Origin of the sequence: uncultured Porphyromonas sp. (genome assembly GCF_902489635.1) — a bacterium.
Lineage (GTDB): Bacteria > Bacteroidota > Bacteroidia > Bacteroidales > Porphyromonadaceae > Porphyromonas.
The window spans coordinates 30,220-45,389 of sequence record NZ_CABUAN010000010.1 but is presented as its reverse complement, the minus strand read 5'-3'; the positions used below and the strand labels follow the sequence as shown (position 1 = coordinate 45,389).

Below are 15,170 nucleotides of genomic sequence, written 5' to 3'. Positions count from 1 at the left end.
TAACAGTAAAACAGAATATCGAGATATGACTCCAATAACAGACGAAATAAGAGTACTCTCCACGACAGCGATCCTCGGATATGGATTTCCCGAGGCATCCTTTCGTGAGGGAATGAAGCGCAAGCCCCACGTCATCGCAGCAGATGCTGGTTCGACAGATCCAGGTCCTTACTATCTAGGGGCTGGCGTCAGCTTCACCGATCGCAACTCCGTGAAGCGTGACCTAGAGATCATGATCCAGGCCGGTGTCGAGAACAAGGTCCCCGTAGTCGTCGGCTCTGCCGGTGGCTCTGGTGCCAATGCTCATGTGGACTGGGTACTAGAGATAGTACGTGAGATCATTGCTGACAAGAAGCTCTCGCTACGCCTAGCCGTCATCCGCTCTGAGTTTGACAAAGAGACCATCCTCCGTGAGTTTGACAAGGGACACATCACGCCCCTAGCACCAGCTCCCGAGGCTACAAAGAAGGACATCGAAGATTCCGTCCGCATCGTCGCTCAGATGGGCGAAGAGCCTTTTGTAGAGGCTCTCAAGGGTGGTGCAGATGTCATCATTGCAGGTCGTTCGTATGACCCCAGCGTCTTCGCTTGTCTACCGATCAAGGAGGGCTTTGACCGTGCGCTCGCACTGCACATGGGTAAGATCCTCGAGTGCGCTGCTATCTGCGCATTGCCCGGTAGCGGTAGTGACTGTATGTTTGGCTATCTGCGCAAGGATCACTTTGTACTTGAGCCACTTTCCAAGGATCGTAAGTGTACGACTCTCTCCGTAGCTGGTCACACGCTCTATGAGAAGACCGATCCTTACCATCTCCCTGGTCCTGGTGGTGCGCTTGACCTGCACGGATGTCACTTCGAGCAGATTGACGACAACAAGGTCAAGATCTCAGGTACCGTCTTCGAGCCCACCGATGGCTACTTCCTCAAGCTCGAGGGTACCCGTCTCGTAGGTTACCGCACGATCTCTGTTGCGGCTACGACAGACCCGATCATGATCAGCAAGATCGACTCCATCATCGAGAGTGTCAAGGCTCGTGTCAAGGACAACTTTGACAACTACGGCATCAAGGACTACTACCTCGACTTCAAGATCTACGGCAAGAACGGCGTCATGAGCATGTTCGAGGGTATCGATGGTCATATAGGCTCAGAGCTTATGGTCGTCATCGAGGCTGTTGCTAAGACGCAGAAGGAGGCCGACACGATCTGTAGCTTCGCACGTAGTACGATGCTACACTTCGGCTACGAGGGACGTATCGCTACGGCGGGCAATCTCGCCTTCCCCTTCTCGCCCTCAGACTGCCACATGGGTGAGGTCTACGAGTTTAGCCTCTATCACCTGCTCAAGGCGGAGGATCCCACGCAGTACTTCCCCGTTGAGTATATAGAGTATGCTGATGGTCAGCGTAAATAATGAACCTTTAGATCGTATCAAGCAATGACACAGCACAAGTTAATGGATATAGCCTCCGTCATTCGGAGCAAGAACTCGGGTCCCTATGAGATCACCTTCGATATCATCTTCAAGGACTTCGATATATACAATCAGGTGAAGGCAGCTAAGGCGATCACCGAGCAGACTTTCTGTGACCTCTATCACATCAAGCCTGACCACATCGTCAAGATTGTCTACTTCGACCCAGCCAAGGCGATCAAGTGTACTATCGTCCGCCCCATCCCTTCGGGCAACCTCGGTGAGCGCGACGTCTATGGTGCGCAGCAGCATGCGCCTCTGATGGGTCTCACCATCCAGTACTAAGCCTGACCGCTTAGCGGACATTAAATAGGGCTTTAATAGCTCCTAAATATAGCGTTAGCCCCCGCACGCTCTCCTCGTAGAGTCGTGCGGGGGCTTTCTTGTATAGATCCTTAGCCTCCACCCGCCCAATCTTCGCTACCTAGTAGGGTAGAGTTGATAAGCATCAGAGAGTACGCTGCGAGTGGCTAAGCTCACGGCAGCTACCGCACTTTTGGCAGAACATGTAGGTTTTCCAAAAACTTTCCAGCCTTGGAAAAATAAATTTCCAAGGGAGGAAATCTTTTTTTCCACCGTTGGAAAGTTTATTTTCCACCCTTGGAAACTTTGCGTTCCTTCGTTGGAACCGAAAAGTTCCTCCCTTGGAACTAAAAAGTTCCTCCGCTGGAACTAAAAAGTTCCAAGAGGGGAACCATTTTTGGAACTCGTAAGTGATACGGATTCAGTGGAATAAGGAAGACTCGGAGTGCGCTGGACAGGTTTGTTCGGGTGGGGGAGTGCTGGGGATAGCGTGTAGGCTACCACAAAGGAATAGGGGCAACCGGCCGATAAGCCGACTGCCCCTAAAGGTGTTGAGTCGTCAGGCATCGCCTGGTCTAAGGCGATGTCTTAGAGCGTCAGGTTAGAGTGCGTCTGGACCGGAGACGTACTCGAAGTTGCCACCGCCGAGACCCTTGTAGGTGAAGGTCACGGTGCTATTGGTATAGTTTTGTCGCAGACCTGTGGTGATGACGTACATCTGGTCGATGCCGTTGGTCTGTGCAGGCTTGTCGGCATAGCGCGCCTTGAGGATGAGCTTGAGACCCTCCTTGATGCGCTCTAGGCGTAGCTTGACGAGCTCCTCGGCAGACTTGCCCTCCTCATCGGGACGAGCGCCGACACTCTTGCCTCCGTCGAGGTTGAAGTTCTTGTAGTAAGCACTACCGCAGAACCACCACTCCTCATTGTCGGGGTACTTCTCGCTGATGTAGTCGGGCTTATTGGCCTTGACCCAAGCGTGCAGTATCATATAGTCATCGGCCGTCAGCGTGAAGCGGATGGTCGGGTCGAAGATCCACTGCTTGCCGATATTGACAAACTGGCTTGCGGTCTGAGCTACACGCCACTGATTGCCCTCGAGCTTGAAGCTCTGGTACTCAGGCGTAGTGACCTTGTTGTCAAACCACTCGTAGACCACGATAAGCTGGTTACCAGGCTGAGCGTACGGCATGCTCTGCTGCAGTAGCTGTGGAATGTACCGCTCGGGGAGCATAGAGCTGCTGAAGTTGCCGTACTTACTGCCCATAGCTTGGTACTCAGCGGGTGAGATGACCTTATAGATACGATTATCGGCGAGACGCTCTCCGATGAAGAGCATGTTGCGCTGCCCATCAGCGAGAGCAACTTTCGCTAGGTAGCTGGTACCCTTCTCAGCGTAGGTCGTTGCTAGGTACTTGCCCAGCTTATCAATCTCATCTTTGGAAAGCTTGTTAGGGTCTGTTGCCGTGAGACCAGCTTTGGTCGCATCGTCGGCGGAGACCTTGACCGAGATGAGCTTGTCTAGAGCAGCATCCTCAGCGGGGTGCTGCTGCATAGCGTAAGAGACGGTCACGGCAGAGCCTTTGCCCCACTCGGGGTACATCTTAGCCATGAGGGCTGGGACATACTTCTCCGGAGAGACCCACGCGGTGAGGGTGCGGTTGGTCTTGACATAGTTCGCCTCATGCTTGACCTGCTTCATAAAGGCCTCAGCATCGGAGCCGGTGTAGCCCGCCTCCTCTTGCTTGGTAAAAGCTGCAGCGATCGTCTTGTAGTCGGCATCCGTGAGGGCGTAGGCGACGCTCTTCTCTATTGGATGGTCTACCGAGTCTAGTTCTTTGTATATCTGCTCCATCGGATTGCAGGCGGTGAGCAGCAGGAGTGCTGCGGCTGCGAGGAGCTGTGTGATCTGTTTCATATTATTTGCGTGTCTGAGAGTTAGAAGTTAATGCGTAGACCAGTCGCCCAGTTCGTGCCAAAGCCGTAGTAGACGAGTGCTGACTTCATGTCGTGGTTCTTACCATCGCGAGCATCAGAGATGTACTCGGTGTTGGTCACGTTGTTGACATTGATGTAGACGGTAGCGTCACAAGAGCCGATGTTAAAGCGGTAGTTAGCGCCGAGATCGAGCGTGACGTAGTCGGGTAGGCGCCAAGCGTCCACCTTGTCGGTCTCCTTGGTGCGGTTCGTCGGGTCAAAGTCTGCGTAGTTCTTGCCAGCGTAGTTGAGGTCAGCCTTGAGGCGGAAGTCCTTGAGCGCCTCCCACGAGATACCGAGCGCAGAGGTCATCTGAGCTGAGTTGCCCACGTGTACCCCCTTGACAAAAGCATTGATGGTGCCGACATACTGCTGTGCATCGTCGAAGACATCGGCCTTGACATCGTCAGCCCAGATCCAGTCGCCCCAAGAGAACATGAAGCGAATGTCAAGCGGCTTGATCGGCGTGTAGGTAGCCTCCAGCTCGACGCCGGCGTGGCGAGCATCTAGACCAGAGATATTGGCCGTGGTGTTGTTGCCCATATTGCGTGTGAGGCTCTTGTCCAGCCATTTGGTGTAGTAGCCGTTGAGGTCGATGCGAAGGTTGCGCATCTTGAAGCCGTAGCCGACCTCGCCCGTGAAGACGCGCTCGTACTTAGCACCCGTATTGATGGTCGTGTTGTAGCGGAAGAAGACATTACGGAAGTATGGCGCAATGGTGAAGTAACCCGCATTGACGAAGACGTTGCTGTGCTCGAGGAACTTGTAGCTTGCACCAGCCTTGACACTCCAAGGCAGGTAAGTAGCCCACGGAGAGACGATCTTGTCGGGAGGGGTCAGCGCATCGTACTTCTCGCCCGTACCGCCGAGGTTGACGTAGCGGTAGCCCTTGTGCGAGATAGCTCCAGAGATGAAGGCGTTGAAGTTTTCGCCCGTGAACTCACCCTGTGCGAAGAGTCCGTTCCACAAGACCTCACCGATGTTGTCAAACTGGATATGGTCGCCCACCTTGAGAGGCTGGTAGGGCTTGTGGTACATGAGCTTGGTCGATGAGTTCTGAGGCTCGATGTAGTAGTCACCGCCGAGTAGGTTGTCGATGACCTCACGGTGGATGCCCTGATAGAAGCGTCCGTCGAAGCCGGCGGTCAGCTTGAAGAGGTTGCTAAACTTATTGGTGTAGTAGGAGAGTAGACCGTACCAGTTGTGCGAATTTACCGCATTACTGAAGATGAGCTGAGAGCCATTGTTGGAAGCTCTATTGGCCTCCATAACACGATCGAAGTCTAGCAAGCCATCGGGAGTACCCATAAAGGCTGCGGGGTCTTTCGGACGACCGGTGTTGTAGTTGAGTGTGAGCCAGTCTGTCTTAGCACCACGTATGCGACGGCCACCACCATTGGAGATGGAGGCGTAGACGGAGGTGTAGATGCTGCTCTCCTTATTGATATCCCAGTAGTGGTTCAGCGAGATCTGAGGCTTGTGGTAGAAGTTGCGCGCGTAAGCACCGCCCTCTATCCGTCCATTCATATAGCCGTAACCACGGTTGAGGCGACGACCCTCAGGAGCGTTGTGATAGTCCTCGATGAGGTACATCTGTCCACGCTGATTGTGCCACTGGGGTGCTCCAAAGGCGGTGAAGGATAGACGGTGGTGGTCGTTGATGCGCTTGGAGACGTTGACGAAGTAGCTCCAGCCGACGAAGTTCGTACCACGGACGTAGCCATCGCCTTGGCTACGAGAGCCTGCGAGAGAGATAGCCCAGCCGTTGTCCATGAGGCCTGTAGAGACATTGAAAGAGGTCTTGAGGAAACCGTCATTACCTATACCTGTGTAGATGCTACCGCCCTTCTTGGCATCGGTGCTCTTGGTCACCATATTGATGGTACCACCGACGGAAGAAAGACCTAGCTTAGAGGCACCTAGACCACGCTGCACCTGGATGAAGCTGCTGACGTCGTTGAGACCAGCCCAGTTGGACCAGTAGACCTTACCAGACTCCATATCATTGATAGGCACACCGTTGATCAGGACACCTATATTATTAGAGTCAAAGCCACGCAGGTTGATGCGGGAGTCGCCAAAGCCACCGCCACCCTTGGTCACGTAGACTGAGGGAGTCGCTTTGAGTAGCTCGGGGAACTCAATGTTTGGAGCTTGCGTCTGGATCGCTTTCATCGTGACGTTGGAGACGGGCACTGGCGTCAGTCGATCCTTGGGCACGACCGATGCGATGACGCGCACCTCGTCTAGTCCGATGGCACTGGTCGCCATGTAGACCTTGCCAAAGTCATAGCTACCCCGAGCCGATGCTGGAACACGTAGCGTTAAGGTCTCATAGCCTATGAAGCTCACGGTGAGCTGACTGCCGGCCGCCACATTGAGCTGGAAGGACCCATTGCCCTCCGTGTAGGTCCCCGATGCTCCTCCATCTGTGTAGACCGCTACACTAGGCATAGGCTCGTCTGAGCCCTCCTCTAGTACTGTACCCGTCACCTGCACCTGTGCGAGTGCCGAGATGCTACTCGCTAGTAGGAGTGCGAGTGCTGTGATGATAAGTGATAAGCGTTTCACCATATATTTTGTTGCGTGTTAGTGATTAGTATATTCTTAGTCTAGGTCTGGGTCTAGGTCTGGGTATTAGTGGTAGAGCCTTTCGTGTGAAGTCCTCAGAGAAGCCATTCCCGCACCCATTCATTTGCAAAAGTAACTAAACATCTTAACAAATGCCACTCTAGGCTGTTGCGTTATTGTTACGTGTGTTCAGATGCCTTTGTAATAAAGCCGCAGATCTACCCTCTCAGTCCTGAGGATATAACACAAGAAAGCCCAGCACCTCTCAACATGTATAGATGAGTAGTACTGGGTATAGAAGACGTAGGGAGTGTCCCCGGTGGGGGACTCCCTACGTAAATATTTCATCAATGAGCACTCGCTACTCGCTGAGCTGTGTAGATCGCTCGGAGCGTGGAGTCTCTAAAATAAGTCTTTAAGCGTCTAGCTCCTCCTGACGAAGTGACTGCACGTAGCGAGCCTTCTCCATCATACGACGATTGACGTCTGAGGGCTTCTGAAATGCTTGGCGCTTGCGGAGATTGCGAACGATACCGATGTCGTTGTACTTACGCTTGTAACGCTTGAGTGCACGCTCGATGTTTTCGCCCTCCTTGATTGGTACAATTATCATACTTGCTATTCTTTGTATTACGTTTGTTGTGATGAAAATATTTCAAGGACAGTACGTCTGCCCTTACTTCGGAGGGCAAAGGTACGAACTTTATTTGAACTGACCAATAGTTTAGTGCGAACCTCAATCCCGAAAGGCTGGGCTAAGCTATATTTGGGGGGGCGAATAGTTTTTTGTACCTTTGTCGAGCCGTAGCGGTAATGCGCATGTGCAAGACGTATCAGCTACCTCTTGACACGACAGACGTGAGGTCGCTGTGTACATTAATATAGGTCGAGTAGCTCAGTTGGATAGAGCAACTGCCTTCTAAGCAGTAGGTCTTGGGTTCGAATCCCAACTCGATCACACATTGCGTAGACTCTAGCCTTGAGCGCGCTTCTTATTGCCCTGTGTCCCCTGTCGCAAGGGCTTTCTCTCCTAGGTGCTGGGGACTTCACCATATCTATATAAGGTCATAAGCTAGGGGCTTCTCTCACGCTCTCATACTAAGGTGTTGACGGTGGACGATCGGTCTTGAGTCCAGGCAACGGAGGCGATGAGTGCCTATGCGCAGGTTTGAAGAGTAAAAGGATATGATAGTACGACATAGAGGCTGTAAGTTAGGGTGTGGTGTGATGATGATGCTCCTTGTGGAGCTCCTCGCACTATGCTCTTGTAGTCGTGCTGATCTCGCAGAGGGTGCGCAGCCCGAAGCTCTTGTGCAGGCAGACACTACTTATGCTGCTGGCCGCTACGAGCAGGCTGCCGAGATGTATAGTCATCTGGCTCAGGAGACTGCTACCGAGGAGAGCCTGCAGAGTCTCTGCTACTATCGTGCTGGTGCTGCTTACAATGAGGTGGAGCAGAGGGGGCGAGCGATCGTGAATTATCGCAGAGCCTTGCTACTAGCGCCCGACTACTCAGAGGCACGGCACAATCTGCGTCTGGTCGAGGAGGCGAGGATGAATATGCCCGCCATGGAGTACCCGATCGTGCGTCGCTGGTCTGATGCATGCGCTTATGCGGTCCCGATGAATGGGTGGCTCGTTGCTTCAATTGTGCTTTTTGTGGGGAGCATAGTCACCGGCTTGGCTTTCTTCCTAGGGCACTCTAGGCGGGTGCGGCGAGGATCGTTTTATGCGATGCTGGCCCTGATCGTCTTGTGGGGCTGTACTTTGCTCATGATACTACATCGTCGTCACTACGATCAGCAGACAGATGTGGCGATACTCTGCGGTGTCAAGGCTCCGCTCTATGCTCTGGAGGATGATCCGTCCGTAGCTACTCCGATGATGGAGCTGTATGACGGTGCTGAGATGTGTATTGATGTCGAGGATCGTGGTCAAGCTTACCTAGCGGTGACCCTGCCTGATGGCATCTCTGGACAGATAGCACGTACGGCTATCGAAAAGGTCGTCAGTGCCCAAAAGTAAAAACAGCAAAAGTAAAAACAGAGGAGTGCCGCAGCTGGTAAAGCACTCCCTCATGATAGAAGGATAGAAACTATGGTTGAGCAGTTAGCACTCTGGGAGCGAGACGCTTTTTTAGCCATCAATGCGGCGCACACGCCTTATTGGGACGCTTTTATGTATCTCATCTCTTCGCGCTGGCCGTGGATCGCCGTTGCTTTCGGACTAGTCATCTTTCTTTTTGCCAAGAAGCCACTTCGCGAGTCGATCCTCCTCGTCTTGATGATTGCTCTCTTGATTACCGTAGCCGACCAACTCTCCAGTGGCTTGATCAAGCCTTACTTCGAGCGGCTGCGACCCTCTTATCATCCACTTACGGCAGACTTAGTGCAGTCGGTCTACGGCTACAAAGCGTGGGGCTACGGCTTCATCTCGGGGCATGCGACGAACTTTATGGCACTGTCGATGTTTACCGCATTGGCCTTCCGCAATCGTTGGTACACGGCGGTGGTCTTCGCGCTGGCACTGACCACAGCCTATAGTCGTATCTATCTAGGCGTGCACTTTATCACAGACGTGGTGCCTGGGGCTTGTGTGGGGCTGCTGCTGGGGTATCTCGTCTATCTGCTCTATCGCTGGCTACGTGTTAAGCTCTACAACGTACACCCCTCGGAGTCTCAGAGTCGTCTCTGCGCCTCCACGATCGGATATCTGACCGCATTCTTGTGCGTCTTTATCCTCTTCCTATTTGCTTTTGCCGGCGAGCTGATGGGCGTGATGAAAGGGCAGGCAGGCTGGTAGTCGGCTCACTTAAAGTGAAAGTAGTGGGAGAGACGCACACTGTCATCCCGATTGAACTCCTCTAAGCTCATAATGCGGTGCCACGAATCTAGGGTGCCGTTCTTGCGAATGCTCCTTGCTAGAGCTGCCTGCTGCCGGTAGTTGAGGTAGGGATGTGAGGGGATGCTGTCACTACGTAGTGCGTCAAAAGGGGTACTGTAATTCTTTATGCCAATATAGAAGAAGGGCTTGATGCGCTGGTAGCGATCAGGCTCCATGCCATAGATCTCTTGCAGTTGCAGTACCGTGTAGTATCCGCCTAGCTGATCACGATACTTCACAATGCGTCTGGCAAAGCTGGGACCGATGCCGGGGACTTGCTGCAGTGTGAGCGTGTCGGCACCGTTGAGGTCTATGCGTTGTCCCTCGTGTAGCTTCGGTTGGGAGCTGTGCTGCTGTCTCTCAGGCGCACCGACGTAGTCTGCCGATAGCTCGACCCCTTGAGAGGCGTTACTTACATCTTTACGTGACTTGTCAGGCTGTACAGGTGGTGCGTAAGTACCCCTGTTGGCCTGTTTTTGTATGGAGTCTATGGGTAGGGCACCTATTTGCTCGCTTATCGTCTGCCCCGCCAGAGGGGCGAGCGACTGAGCCTGGTAGTTGTTGTCCCAGAGTACCTTGCCGATTGCCGCCAGTATGATGAGGCTAATGGCTATCAGCACCCAGGTCTCTGTGCGTCCTCTCTTGAAGCTATTCATGCTGGTCGGGAGCGTACGTGTCGGCTATGATGCGCCCATCTTGTAGTGAGAGGGTGCGGTCGGCGCGCTGCGCAAAGTCTTCGTCGTGTGTCACGATCAGGAAGGTCTGTCCGAGCTGATCTCGTAGCTCGAAGAATAGCTCGATGAGCTCCTCCTTGCGCTGTGTGTCTAGGCTCCCCGACGGTTCGTCGGCTAGGATCAGCGTGGGACGATTGATCAGGGCACGCGCCACGGCTGTGCGCTGCTTCTCACCACCCGAGAGCTGTGCCGGGCGGTGCTTAAGACGATCGGCCAGTCCCAACTGTGTGAGTAGCTGCTCGGCTTCGCTGAGTGCTTGTCGCTTGCTCATGCCAGCGATCATAGCGGGGATGGCTACATTCTCAGCAGCCGTGAACTCAGGCAGCAACTGGTGAAACTGAAAGACGAAGCCGATCTGCTTATTGCGAAAGTGCGCCTGCTTCTGGGCTGAGAGGGCAAAAGGATTGACCCCGTCTATCGACAGCTCTCCCTTGTCTGGCTTGAGCAGCGTCCCGATGATCTGTAGGAGCGTCGTCTTGCCCGCACCGCTAGGACCGACGATAGAGGTTATCTCCCCCTGATGTATCGTGAGGGTTATCTCTTTGAGTATTTGCAGCGAGCCAAAGGACTTGCAGATAGAGTCTAGGGTGACGAGAGGCGTGGGCATAAGCTTAGTCGTTTTTACTGAGGCGTAGAGAGGTCTTGTAGTACGTAGGCTGCCATGTGGAGCCCAAAGAGCTGGGGCATGTAAGAGATCGTCCCGACGATGCTACGCTTGTTCTGATCGCTGTGGGGTAGGGCACGTATAGCCTCCTCGCGCGACGGCTCGCTACTGTATACGCATGGTGTGGCAAAGACGGCACGCGGAGCCTCTAGCTGGCGAAGCCGCTTGCGTACGAAGCGTGCCAAAGCGCAGATATGCGTCTTGCTCATCGGAGCTACGGAGACCTGCCGTGGATCTAGCTTAGCACCCGCACCCATAGCGCTGATGATCGGGATGCCCAGCTGATGCGCAGCGAGGAGCAGTTCGCACTTAGGCGTGAGCGTATCGATGCAGTCTAGTATATAGTCGTAGTGATGTGTAGCGAGGAGCGTGGGGATGTTGTCACCCGAGAGATAGGCCGCGTGCTTCTCCACCATTATGTCTGGATTAATTCGATGCAGTAGCTCCTCCACCACCTCCACCTTAGGACGCCCTATGGTATCTCTAAAGGCGATCACCTGACGATTGATATTCGTCTCATCGACCTTGTCGTGATCTACGAGCGTAAAGCGACCGATGCCAGAGCGCGCCAGCAGTTCGCACGCCTTGCTCCCCACACCGCCTAGCCCCACGATGAGGACATGCTTGTCGGCAAGGCGTCGCAACGTCTCGCTCCCGAGGAGTAGCTCCGTACGCTCCAGCCAGTGAGGCACGCCGTCCATAGGTGTCGTCATCAGGTGCCGTTACTCTGTGATGCCCCGCTCATCTAGAGCCTTCTGATAAGCTCTAGCATTGCGCATGTGCTCAGCGTAATTAGCCGCAAAAGCGTGATAGCCCGAGAAGTCTGCCCGAGCACACATATAGAGGTAGTCGTGCGGCGTGTGATGCAGCACAGCATCCAGCGTCGTCATCTGTGGATAGCGGATAGGACCTGGGGGGAGACCCTTATACTTATAGGTATTGTAGGGCGAGTCAGCCTTGAGTAGCTCGCCCCCGATACGCTGCGCCGTGAAGTTGCCCGTGGCAAACTTAAGCGTCGGGTCAGCCTGTAGTGCCATACCCTTGCGCAGGCGATTGATGTAAAGCCCCGCAATGTCACCGTACTCGTCCGTCTTGCTCGACTCCTCCTCGACGATCGAAGCTATGATAGAGACCTCTACCGGCGTGAGTCCTATCTCCTGAGCCAGTGCCGTACGCTTCTGATCCCAAAACTTGTGGTAGCTCTGCTCATACTTGTGCAGCAACTCTTTAGGGGATACATTCCAGTAGACCTCGTGCGTGTCTGGGAGAAACATACAGCGTATCGTCTCAGTCGTGAAGCCTAGCGAGTCGCAGTAGACCGAGTCTCGCAGTAGCGTGCGTAGCTCCTCGGCGCTCATCTCCAGGGGAGCCGTCAGCTTGTCGATCAGCTCCTCCTGCGTACGGATAGAGGAGAAGGAGAGTCTGACCGGTGTCTGAGCACCATACTTGATCGTCTTGCAGATAGAGAGGATGCTCATATCAGGGCTTAGCCGATAGCGTCCCGGACGCAGTCTCTCCTCGATGCGTATGAGGCGAGCCACGCTACGGAGCAGGGTGGGGTTCTTGATCTCTAGCTCCTTCGTGATGGTCGCCATCAGCGCCTCGCTACTGGTCGTGTCGGTGATGTAGGCGTAGCACTCCTGCTGACTCGTGCGCCCCGCAGGGCGGAGTAGTAGGTAAGCAGCCCACGAGAGTAGGAGGAGTATGACGATGAGTAGCGTCGAGCGTATCCACGTACGTATGCGTCTAGGCGACCCATGGTGACGACTCCGGTGCGAAGTGTCGTTGAAGTATGAGGGACGCCATTGTTTAGATCGAGATCTGCGACTGCGTGACATAGAGTAAGAGTCTAATCAGTTAGTAAAGACGGGCGGGTAAAGCAGTACCCACAAGAGAGCACGCGCTCACACATAAAAGCGTGGGGCAGGACTCTTGTGGGTACTTCCTTTTTGTCATAGCATAAGGGAGAGCAGGCTAGGCTTTACTCCTCCTTACCCTGCTCAGGAGCCTCAGCTGGAGCATCACCCTCCTGCTGCGCTCTCTGCTCCTTACGTATATCACGTAGCTTGAGGTCTAGCTCGTCGATCTCTTGCTGCATCGAGTCGCAACGCTCCTCCAGCATCTTGAGCAGGTTCTCGCCTGCGCTGCTCGTCACACTCAGGCGCTCCTTGTTGTTGCTGTAAGTCTGCAGATCGCTCTCCAGCTGCTCCTTGCGGCGCTGTATGCGATCATACTCCTCACCATAAGGACTCGTCGGGCCGAAGTTGCGACGGTTATTGTTGCGGTTGCCACGTCTGTCGCCACGAGGCTTGTCGCTAGCTCTCAGCTTGTTGAAGAAAGCATCCATCTGCTCCTTCAGCTCATCTTGTAGCTTACGACGCGTCTTGCGAGGCATGTAGCCCAGCTGGTTAAAGTCTCTCTGCAGCGTCACCGCCTCCTCACGATCAGCATCGCTCGGTGACTCGATAGCGGCAAGCTCATGTGCACGAGCTAAGAGTTGCTTAGCCGTAGCTACCGACTCCTTGCTCTCTTCACGCTGAGCCTGATAGAGAGCTTTGTGATGCGTGTAGTAAGTGTCGCACGCCTCACGGAAGCGCTTGAAGAGAGCCTGGTGCTTGTTCGTGTGGATCATCTCATTCCACTCCGTCTGCAGCTCCTGTATGCGGCTATGTCCCTCAGGCCAACGCTCCTCAGCGACGATCTGCTCGATCTCCTCGATGATCGCACGCTTGCGGTCGCCCTGCTCGCTGATCTGCTTGTTGCGATCACGCATGAACTCCTTGCGCTTGTCAAAGAAGATGTCACACGCCGTCCTAAAGTGCAGGTATAGCTCCTCGCTCACCGCACGAGGCACACGACCCGTCTTACGCCACTGCGTCTGCAGCTCCTTGATCTGGTCCGTGTAGGTGCGCCAATCCTTGAAGGTATGTATATCGTTCGGGTTGATCGCCTCGATCTGCGTGATGATACCCCGCTTGATCGCTTCGTTCTCACCCTCCTGCGTACGCTGCTGGTTGCGATACTCCTGGTTGTTGCTGTTGATCTTGGCCGAAAGCTCCTGAAACTGCTTCCACAGATCCTTGCGAAGCTCCTTAGCCACAGGACCCACATCGCGCCAGCGGTGGTGTAGATCTTGCAATTCGCGAGCAGCCTGCGTCACATCGGCAGACTCGGCCAACTCCTTAGCACGTTGTATGATCAGCTCCTTAGCCTCCAGGTTCTTCTTGAAGTCATAGTCGCGGAACTCGTTATTGATCTGCTGCAGGTCGTAAAACTCCTCCCTCAGATGCTCAAACTCACCCTGTATCTGGCGCATATCCCCAGGAGGCACAGCACCCGTATTGTGCCAGCTCTCCGTGATCTCACGGTACTCCTTGCTGATGATGCTAAAGCTCTCGCTCGACGAGAGCAGCTTACGCAACCGCTCCACGAGCTCACGCTTGATCGTTAGGTTAGCCTTCTGCTCCTCAGCTATCTCCTCCTGGCGCTTGCGATTGCGCTCCTTAAAGTCATTGAGTAGCTCCTTGAGACGTATCTCCTGCGCCTCAGCGTCTGCACGCAGCTTAGCGTTCTCCTCCGAGACCGTGTTCAGGTAGCTATTCATCTTGCTGTAGAAGACATTCTTGTAGCGATCGATGATAGAGCGTGGAGGCAGCTCGCCGCTCTGCAGCAGGAGCACCACATCGTCCGTGATCTGTGCGCAGCTCATCTTAGCGATGTCAGCGTCGCTCTTGTTGAGGAGCTCCTGATACTGTCGCTCCTCCTCCGATAGCTCGGCCGGCGCCGTCGTCTCAGCTTGAATCGTCTCGGTGGTCTCCTCCGCAGCGACAGACTGCTCTGGAGTCGTCTCAGCCACCGCCTCGGGCGATGGAGAGGTCTCTGGAGTGCTTGTCGGGGATGTCGTCGCTTCTTGCGTCGATGGTGTAGTAGTCGTCTGGTCGAGAGCAGAGGTCTGCTCTACGTTGTTCTCTTCTTGTGGGATAAGATTCATTTTCGAGATGATTCTAGATGTATAACTAATATCGAGGAGTCGTCGTATGCGTCAGTGCAGCGTACCAGCTCCTCGTCTGCTCATTCAGCTAATGCTGCTCTGAATGCAAAGATAACTAATTCTTCGCGATTGGCGGACTATTTGCGCAAAGTGTTAGTTTTCCAAAAACTTTCCAGGCTTGGAAAATAAAATTTCCAACGGTGGAAATTATTTTTTCCAAGGGAGGAAAATTATTTTTCCAACGCTGGAAATTTCTTTTTCCAACGTAGGAAAGAAAAGTTTCCACCGTTGGAAAGACAGAGGCACTAGACGAGTAACGATTGGGACGTACGGTCAAGACGTGTGACGACTGATATGGATGCCGTGACGTCCCCGTTAAAGCCCTGACGCTGTAACCTTTGACACAACGAACGCACGGTCGTGCGTCCATGCGTCCATACAAATACAGGTGTTACTGCGTCTGATGGCTGACCTTGTCGTGTTGATGTGATTTGTGTAGGGGCGGACCTGCGTGTCCGCCCACAGGGCATACAACGCTCCGATGAGGACGGGCGGACACATAGGTCCGCCCCTACA

Annotated in this window: 12 protein-coding genes and 1 tRNA gene; 5 read left to right on the top strand and 8 right to left on the bottom strand. The window is 54.0% G+C overall.

What is annotated here, in order from left to right; genetic code table 11:
• Positions 1-25: 25 nt before the first annotated feature.
• Positions 26-1,414, top strand: a complete 1,389-nt coding sequence (locus RDM37_RS03490) for an acyclic terpene utilization AtuA family protein (RefSeq protein WP_273474361.1) — start codon at positions 26-28, stop codon at positions 1,412-1,414.
• A gap of 24 nt (positions 1,415-1,438) precedes the next feature.
• Complete coding sequence (locus RDM37_RS03485) at positions 1,439-1,759, top strand: DUF4387 domain-containing protein (protein ID WP_299368042.1); 321 nt, start codon at positions 1,439-1,441, stop codon at positions 1,757-1,759.
• Positions 1,760-2,378: 619 nt separating this feature from the next.
• On the opposite strand, the gene RDM37_RS03480 is transcribed toward RDM37_RS03485, so the two are convergent.
• The 3 genes from RDM37_RS03480 to rpsU all read right to left on the bottom strand — a co-directional run bounded on the left by RDM37_RS03480 (position 2,379) and on the right by rpsU (position 6,935).
• Positions 2,379-3,692 (bottom strand): hypothetical protein, encoded by a 1,314-nt coding sequence (locus tag RDM37_RS03480; RefSeq protein WP_308555035.1) that lies wholly within the window; start codon positions 3,690-3,692, stop codon positions 2,379-2,381.
• A gap of 20 nt (positions 3,693-3,712) precedes the next feature.
• On the bottom strand, positions 3,713-6,325 hold the full coding sequence (locus RDM37_RS03475) for a TonB-dependent receptor plug domain-containing protein (RefSeq protein WP_308555033.1): 2,613 nt from the start codon (positions 6,323-6,325) through the stop codon (positions 3,713-3,715).
• Positions 6,326-6,737: 412 nt separating this feature from the next.
• Positions 6,738-6,935 (bottom strand): 30S ribosomal protein S21, encoded by a 198-nt coding sequence (gene rpsU, locus RDM37_RS03470; RefSeq protein WP_299367926.1) that lies wholly within the window; start codon positions 6,933-6,935, stop codon positions 6,738-6,740.
• A gap of 271 nt (positions 6,936-7,206) precedes the next feature.
• Here rpsU and RDM37_RS03465 point away from each other — a divergent pair.
• The 3 genes from RDM37_RS03465 (at position 7,207) to RDM37_RS03455 (ending at position 9,124) form a co-directional block, all read left to right on the top strand.
• A tRNA-Arg gene (locus RDM37_RS03465) sits at positions 7,207-7,280 on the top strand.
• Between the two features lie 227 nt (positions 7,281-7,507).
• Positions 7,508-8,347 (top strand): hypothetical protein, encoded by an 840-nt coding sequence (locus tag RDM37_RS03460; protein WP_308555031.1) that lies wholly within the window; start codon positions 7,508-7,510, stop codon positions 8,345-8,347.
• A 72-nt stretch (positions 8,348-8,419) separates the two neighbouring features.
• A complete protein-coding gene (locus RDM37_RS03455) occupies positions 8,420-9,124 on the top strand; it encodes a phosphatase PAP2 family protein (protein ID WP_308555029.1) in 705 nt (234 codons plus the stop codon).
• Between the two features lie 5 nt (positions 9,125-9,129).
• On the opposite strand, the gene RDM37_RS03450 is transcribed toward RDM37_RS03455, so the two are convergent.
• The 5 genes from RDM37_RS03450 to RDM37_RS03430 all read right to left on the bottom strand — a co-directional run bounded on the left by RDM37_RS03450 (position 9,130) and on the right by RDM37_RS03430 (position 14,594).
• Complete coding sequence (locus RDM37_RS03450) at positions 9,130-9,861, bottom strand: helix-hairpin-helix domain-containing protein (RefSeq protein WP_308555027.1); 732 nt, start codon at positions 9,859-9,861, stop codon at positions 9,130-9,132.
• Positions 9,854-10,546: an ABC transporter ATP-binding protein gene (locus tag RDM37_RS03445; RefSeq protein WP_308555025.1), complete on the bottom strand. Its 693-nt coding sequence runs from the start codon at positions 10,544-10,546 to the stop codon at positions 9,854-9,856. The genes RDM37_RS03450 and RDM37_RS03445 overlap by 8 nt, the downstream gene beginning before the upstream one ends.
• 14 nt (positions 10,547-10,560) lie before the next feature.
• Positions 10,561-11,316, bottom strand: a complete 756-nt coding sequence (locus RDM37_RS03440; RefSeq protein ID WP_308555023.1) for a tRNA threonylcarbamoyladenosine dehydratase — start codon at positions 11,314-11,316, stop codon at positions 10,561-10,563.
• Positions 11,317-11,325: 9 nt separating this feature from the next.
• Complete coding sequence (mltG, locus tag RDM37_RS03435) at positions 11,326-12,441, bottom strand: endolytic transglycosylase MltG (RefSeq protein WP_308555021.1); 1,116 nt, start codon at positions 12,439-12,441, stop codon at positions 11,326-11,328.
• Positions 12,442-12,584: 143 nt separating this feature from the next.
• On the bottom strand, positions 12,585-14,594 hold the full coding sequence (locus RDM37_RS03430; protein WP_308555018.1) for a DUF349 domain-containing protein: 2,010 nt from the start codon (positions 14,592-14,594) through the stop codon (positions 12,585-12,587).
• Between the last annotated feature and the right edge of the window lie 576 nt (positions 14,595-15,170).

What these genes read in the sequence shown, in the direction of transcription:
- RDM37_RS03490 (WP_273474361.1), top strand. Translation starts at nt 26, where the DNA reads ATGACTCCAATAACAGACGAAATAAGAGTACTCTCCACGACAGCGATC.
- RDM37_RS03485 (WP_299368042.1), top strand. Translation starts at nt 1,439, where the DNA reads ATGACACAGCACAAGTTAATGGATATAGCCTCCGTCATTCGGAGCAAG.
- RDM37_RS03480 (WP_308555035.1), bottom strand. Translation starts at nt 3,692, where the DNA reads ATGAAACAGATCACACAGCTCCTCGCAGCCGCAGCACTCCTGCTGCTC.
- RDM37_RS03475 (WP_308555033.1), bottom strand. Translation starts at nt 6,325, where the DNA reads ATGGTGAAACGCTTATCACTTATCATCACAGCACTCGCACTCCTACTA.
- rpsU (WP_299367926.1), bottom strand. Translation starts at nt 6,935, where the DNA reads ATGATAATTGTACCAATCAAGGAGGGCGAAAACATCGAGCGTGCACTC.
- RDM37_RS03460 (WP_308555031.1), top strand. Translation starts at nt 7,508, where the DNA reads ATGATAGTACGACATAGAGGCTGTAAGTTAGGGTGTGGTGTGATGATG.
- RDM37_RS03455 (WP_308555029.1), top strand. Translation starts at nt 8,420, where the DNA reads ATGGTTGAGCAGTTAGCACTCTGGGAGCGAGACGCTTTTTTAGCCATC.
- RDM37_RS03450 (WP_308555027.1), bottom strand. Translation starts at nt 9,861, where the DNA reads ATGAATAGCTTCAAGAGAGGACGCACAGAGACCTGGGTGCTGATAGCC.
- RDM37_RS03445 (WP_308555025.1), bottom strand. Translation starts at nt 10,546, where the DNA reads ATGCCCACGCCTCTCGTCACCCTAGACTCTATCTGCAAGTCCTTTGGC.
- RDM37_RS03440 (WP_308555023.1), bottom strand. Translation starts at nt 11,316, where the DNA reads ATGACGACACCTATGGACGGCGTGCCTCACTGGCTGGAGCGTACGGAG.
- mltG (WP_308555021.1), bottom strand. Translation starts at nt 12,441, where the DNA reads ATGTCACGCAGTCGCAGATCTCGATCTAAACAATGGCGTCCCTCATAC.
- RDM37_RS03430 (WP_308555018.1), bottom strand. Translation starts at nt 14,594, where the DNA reads ATGAATCTTATCCCACAAGAAGAGAACAACGTAGAGCAGACCTCTGCT.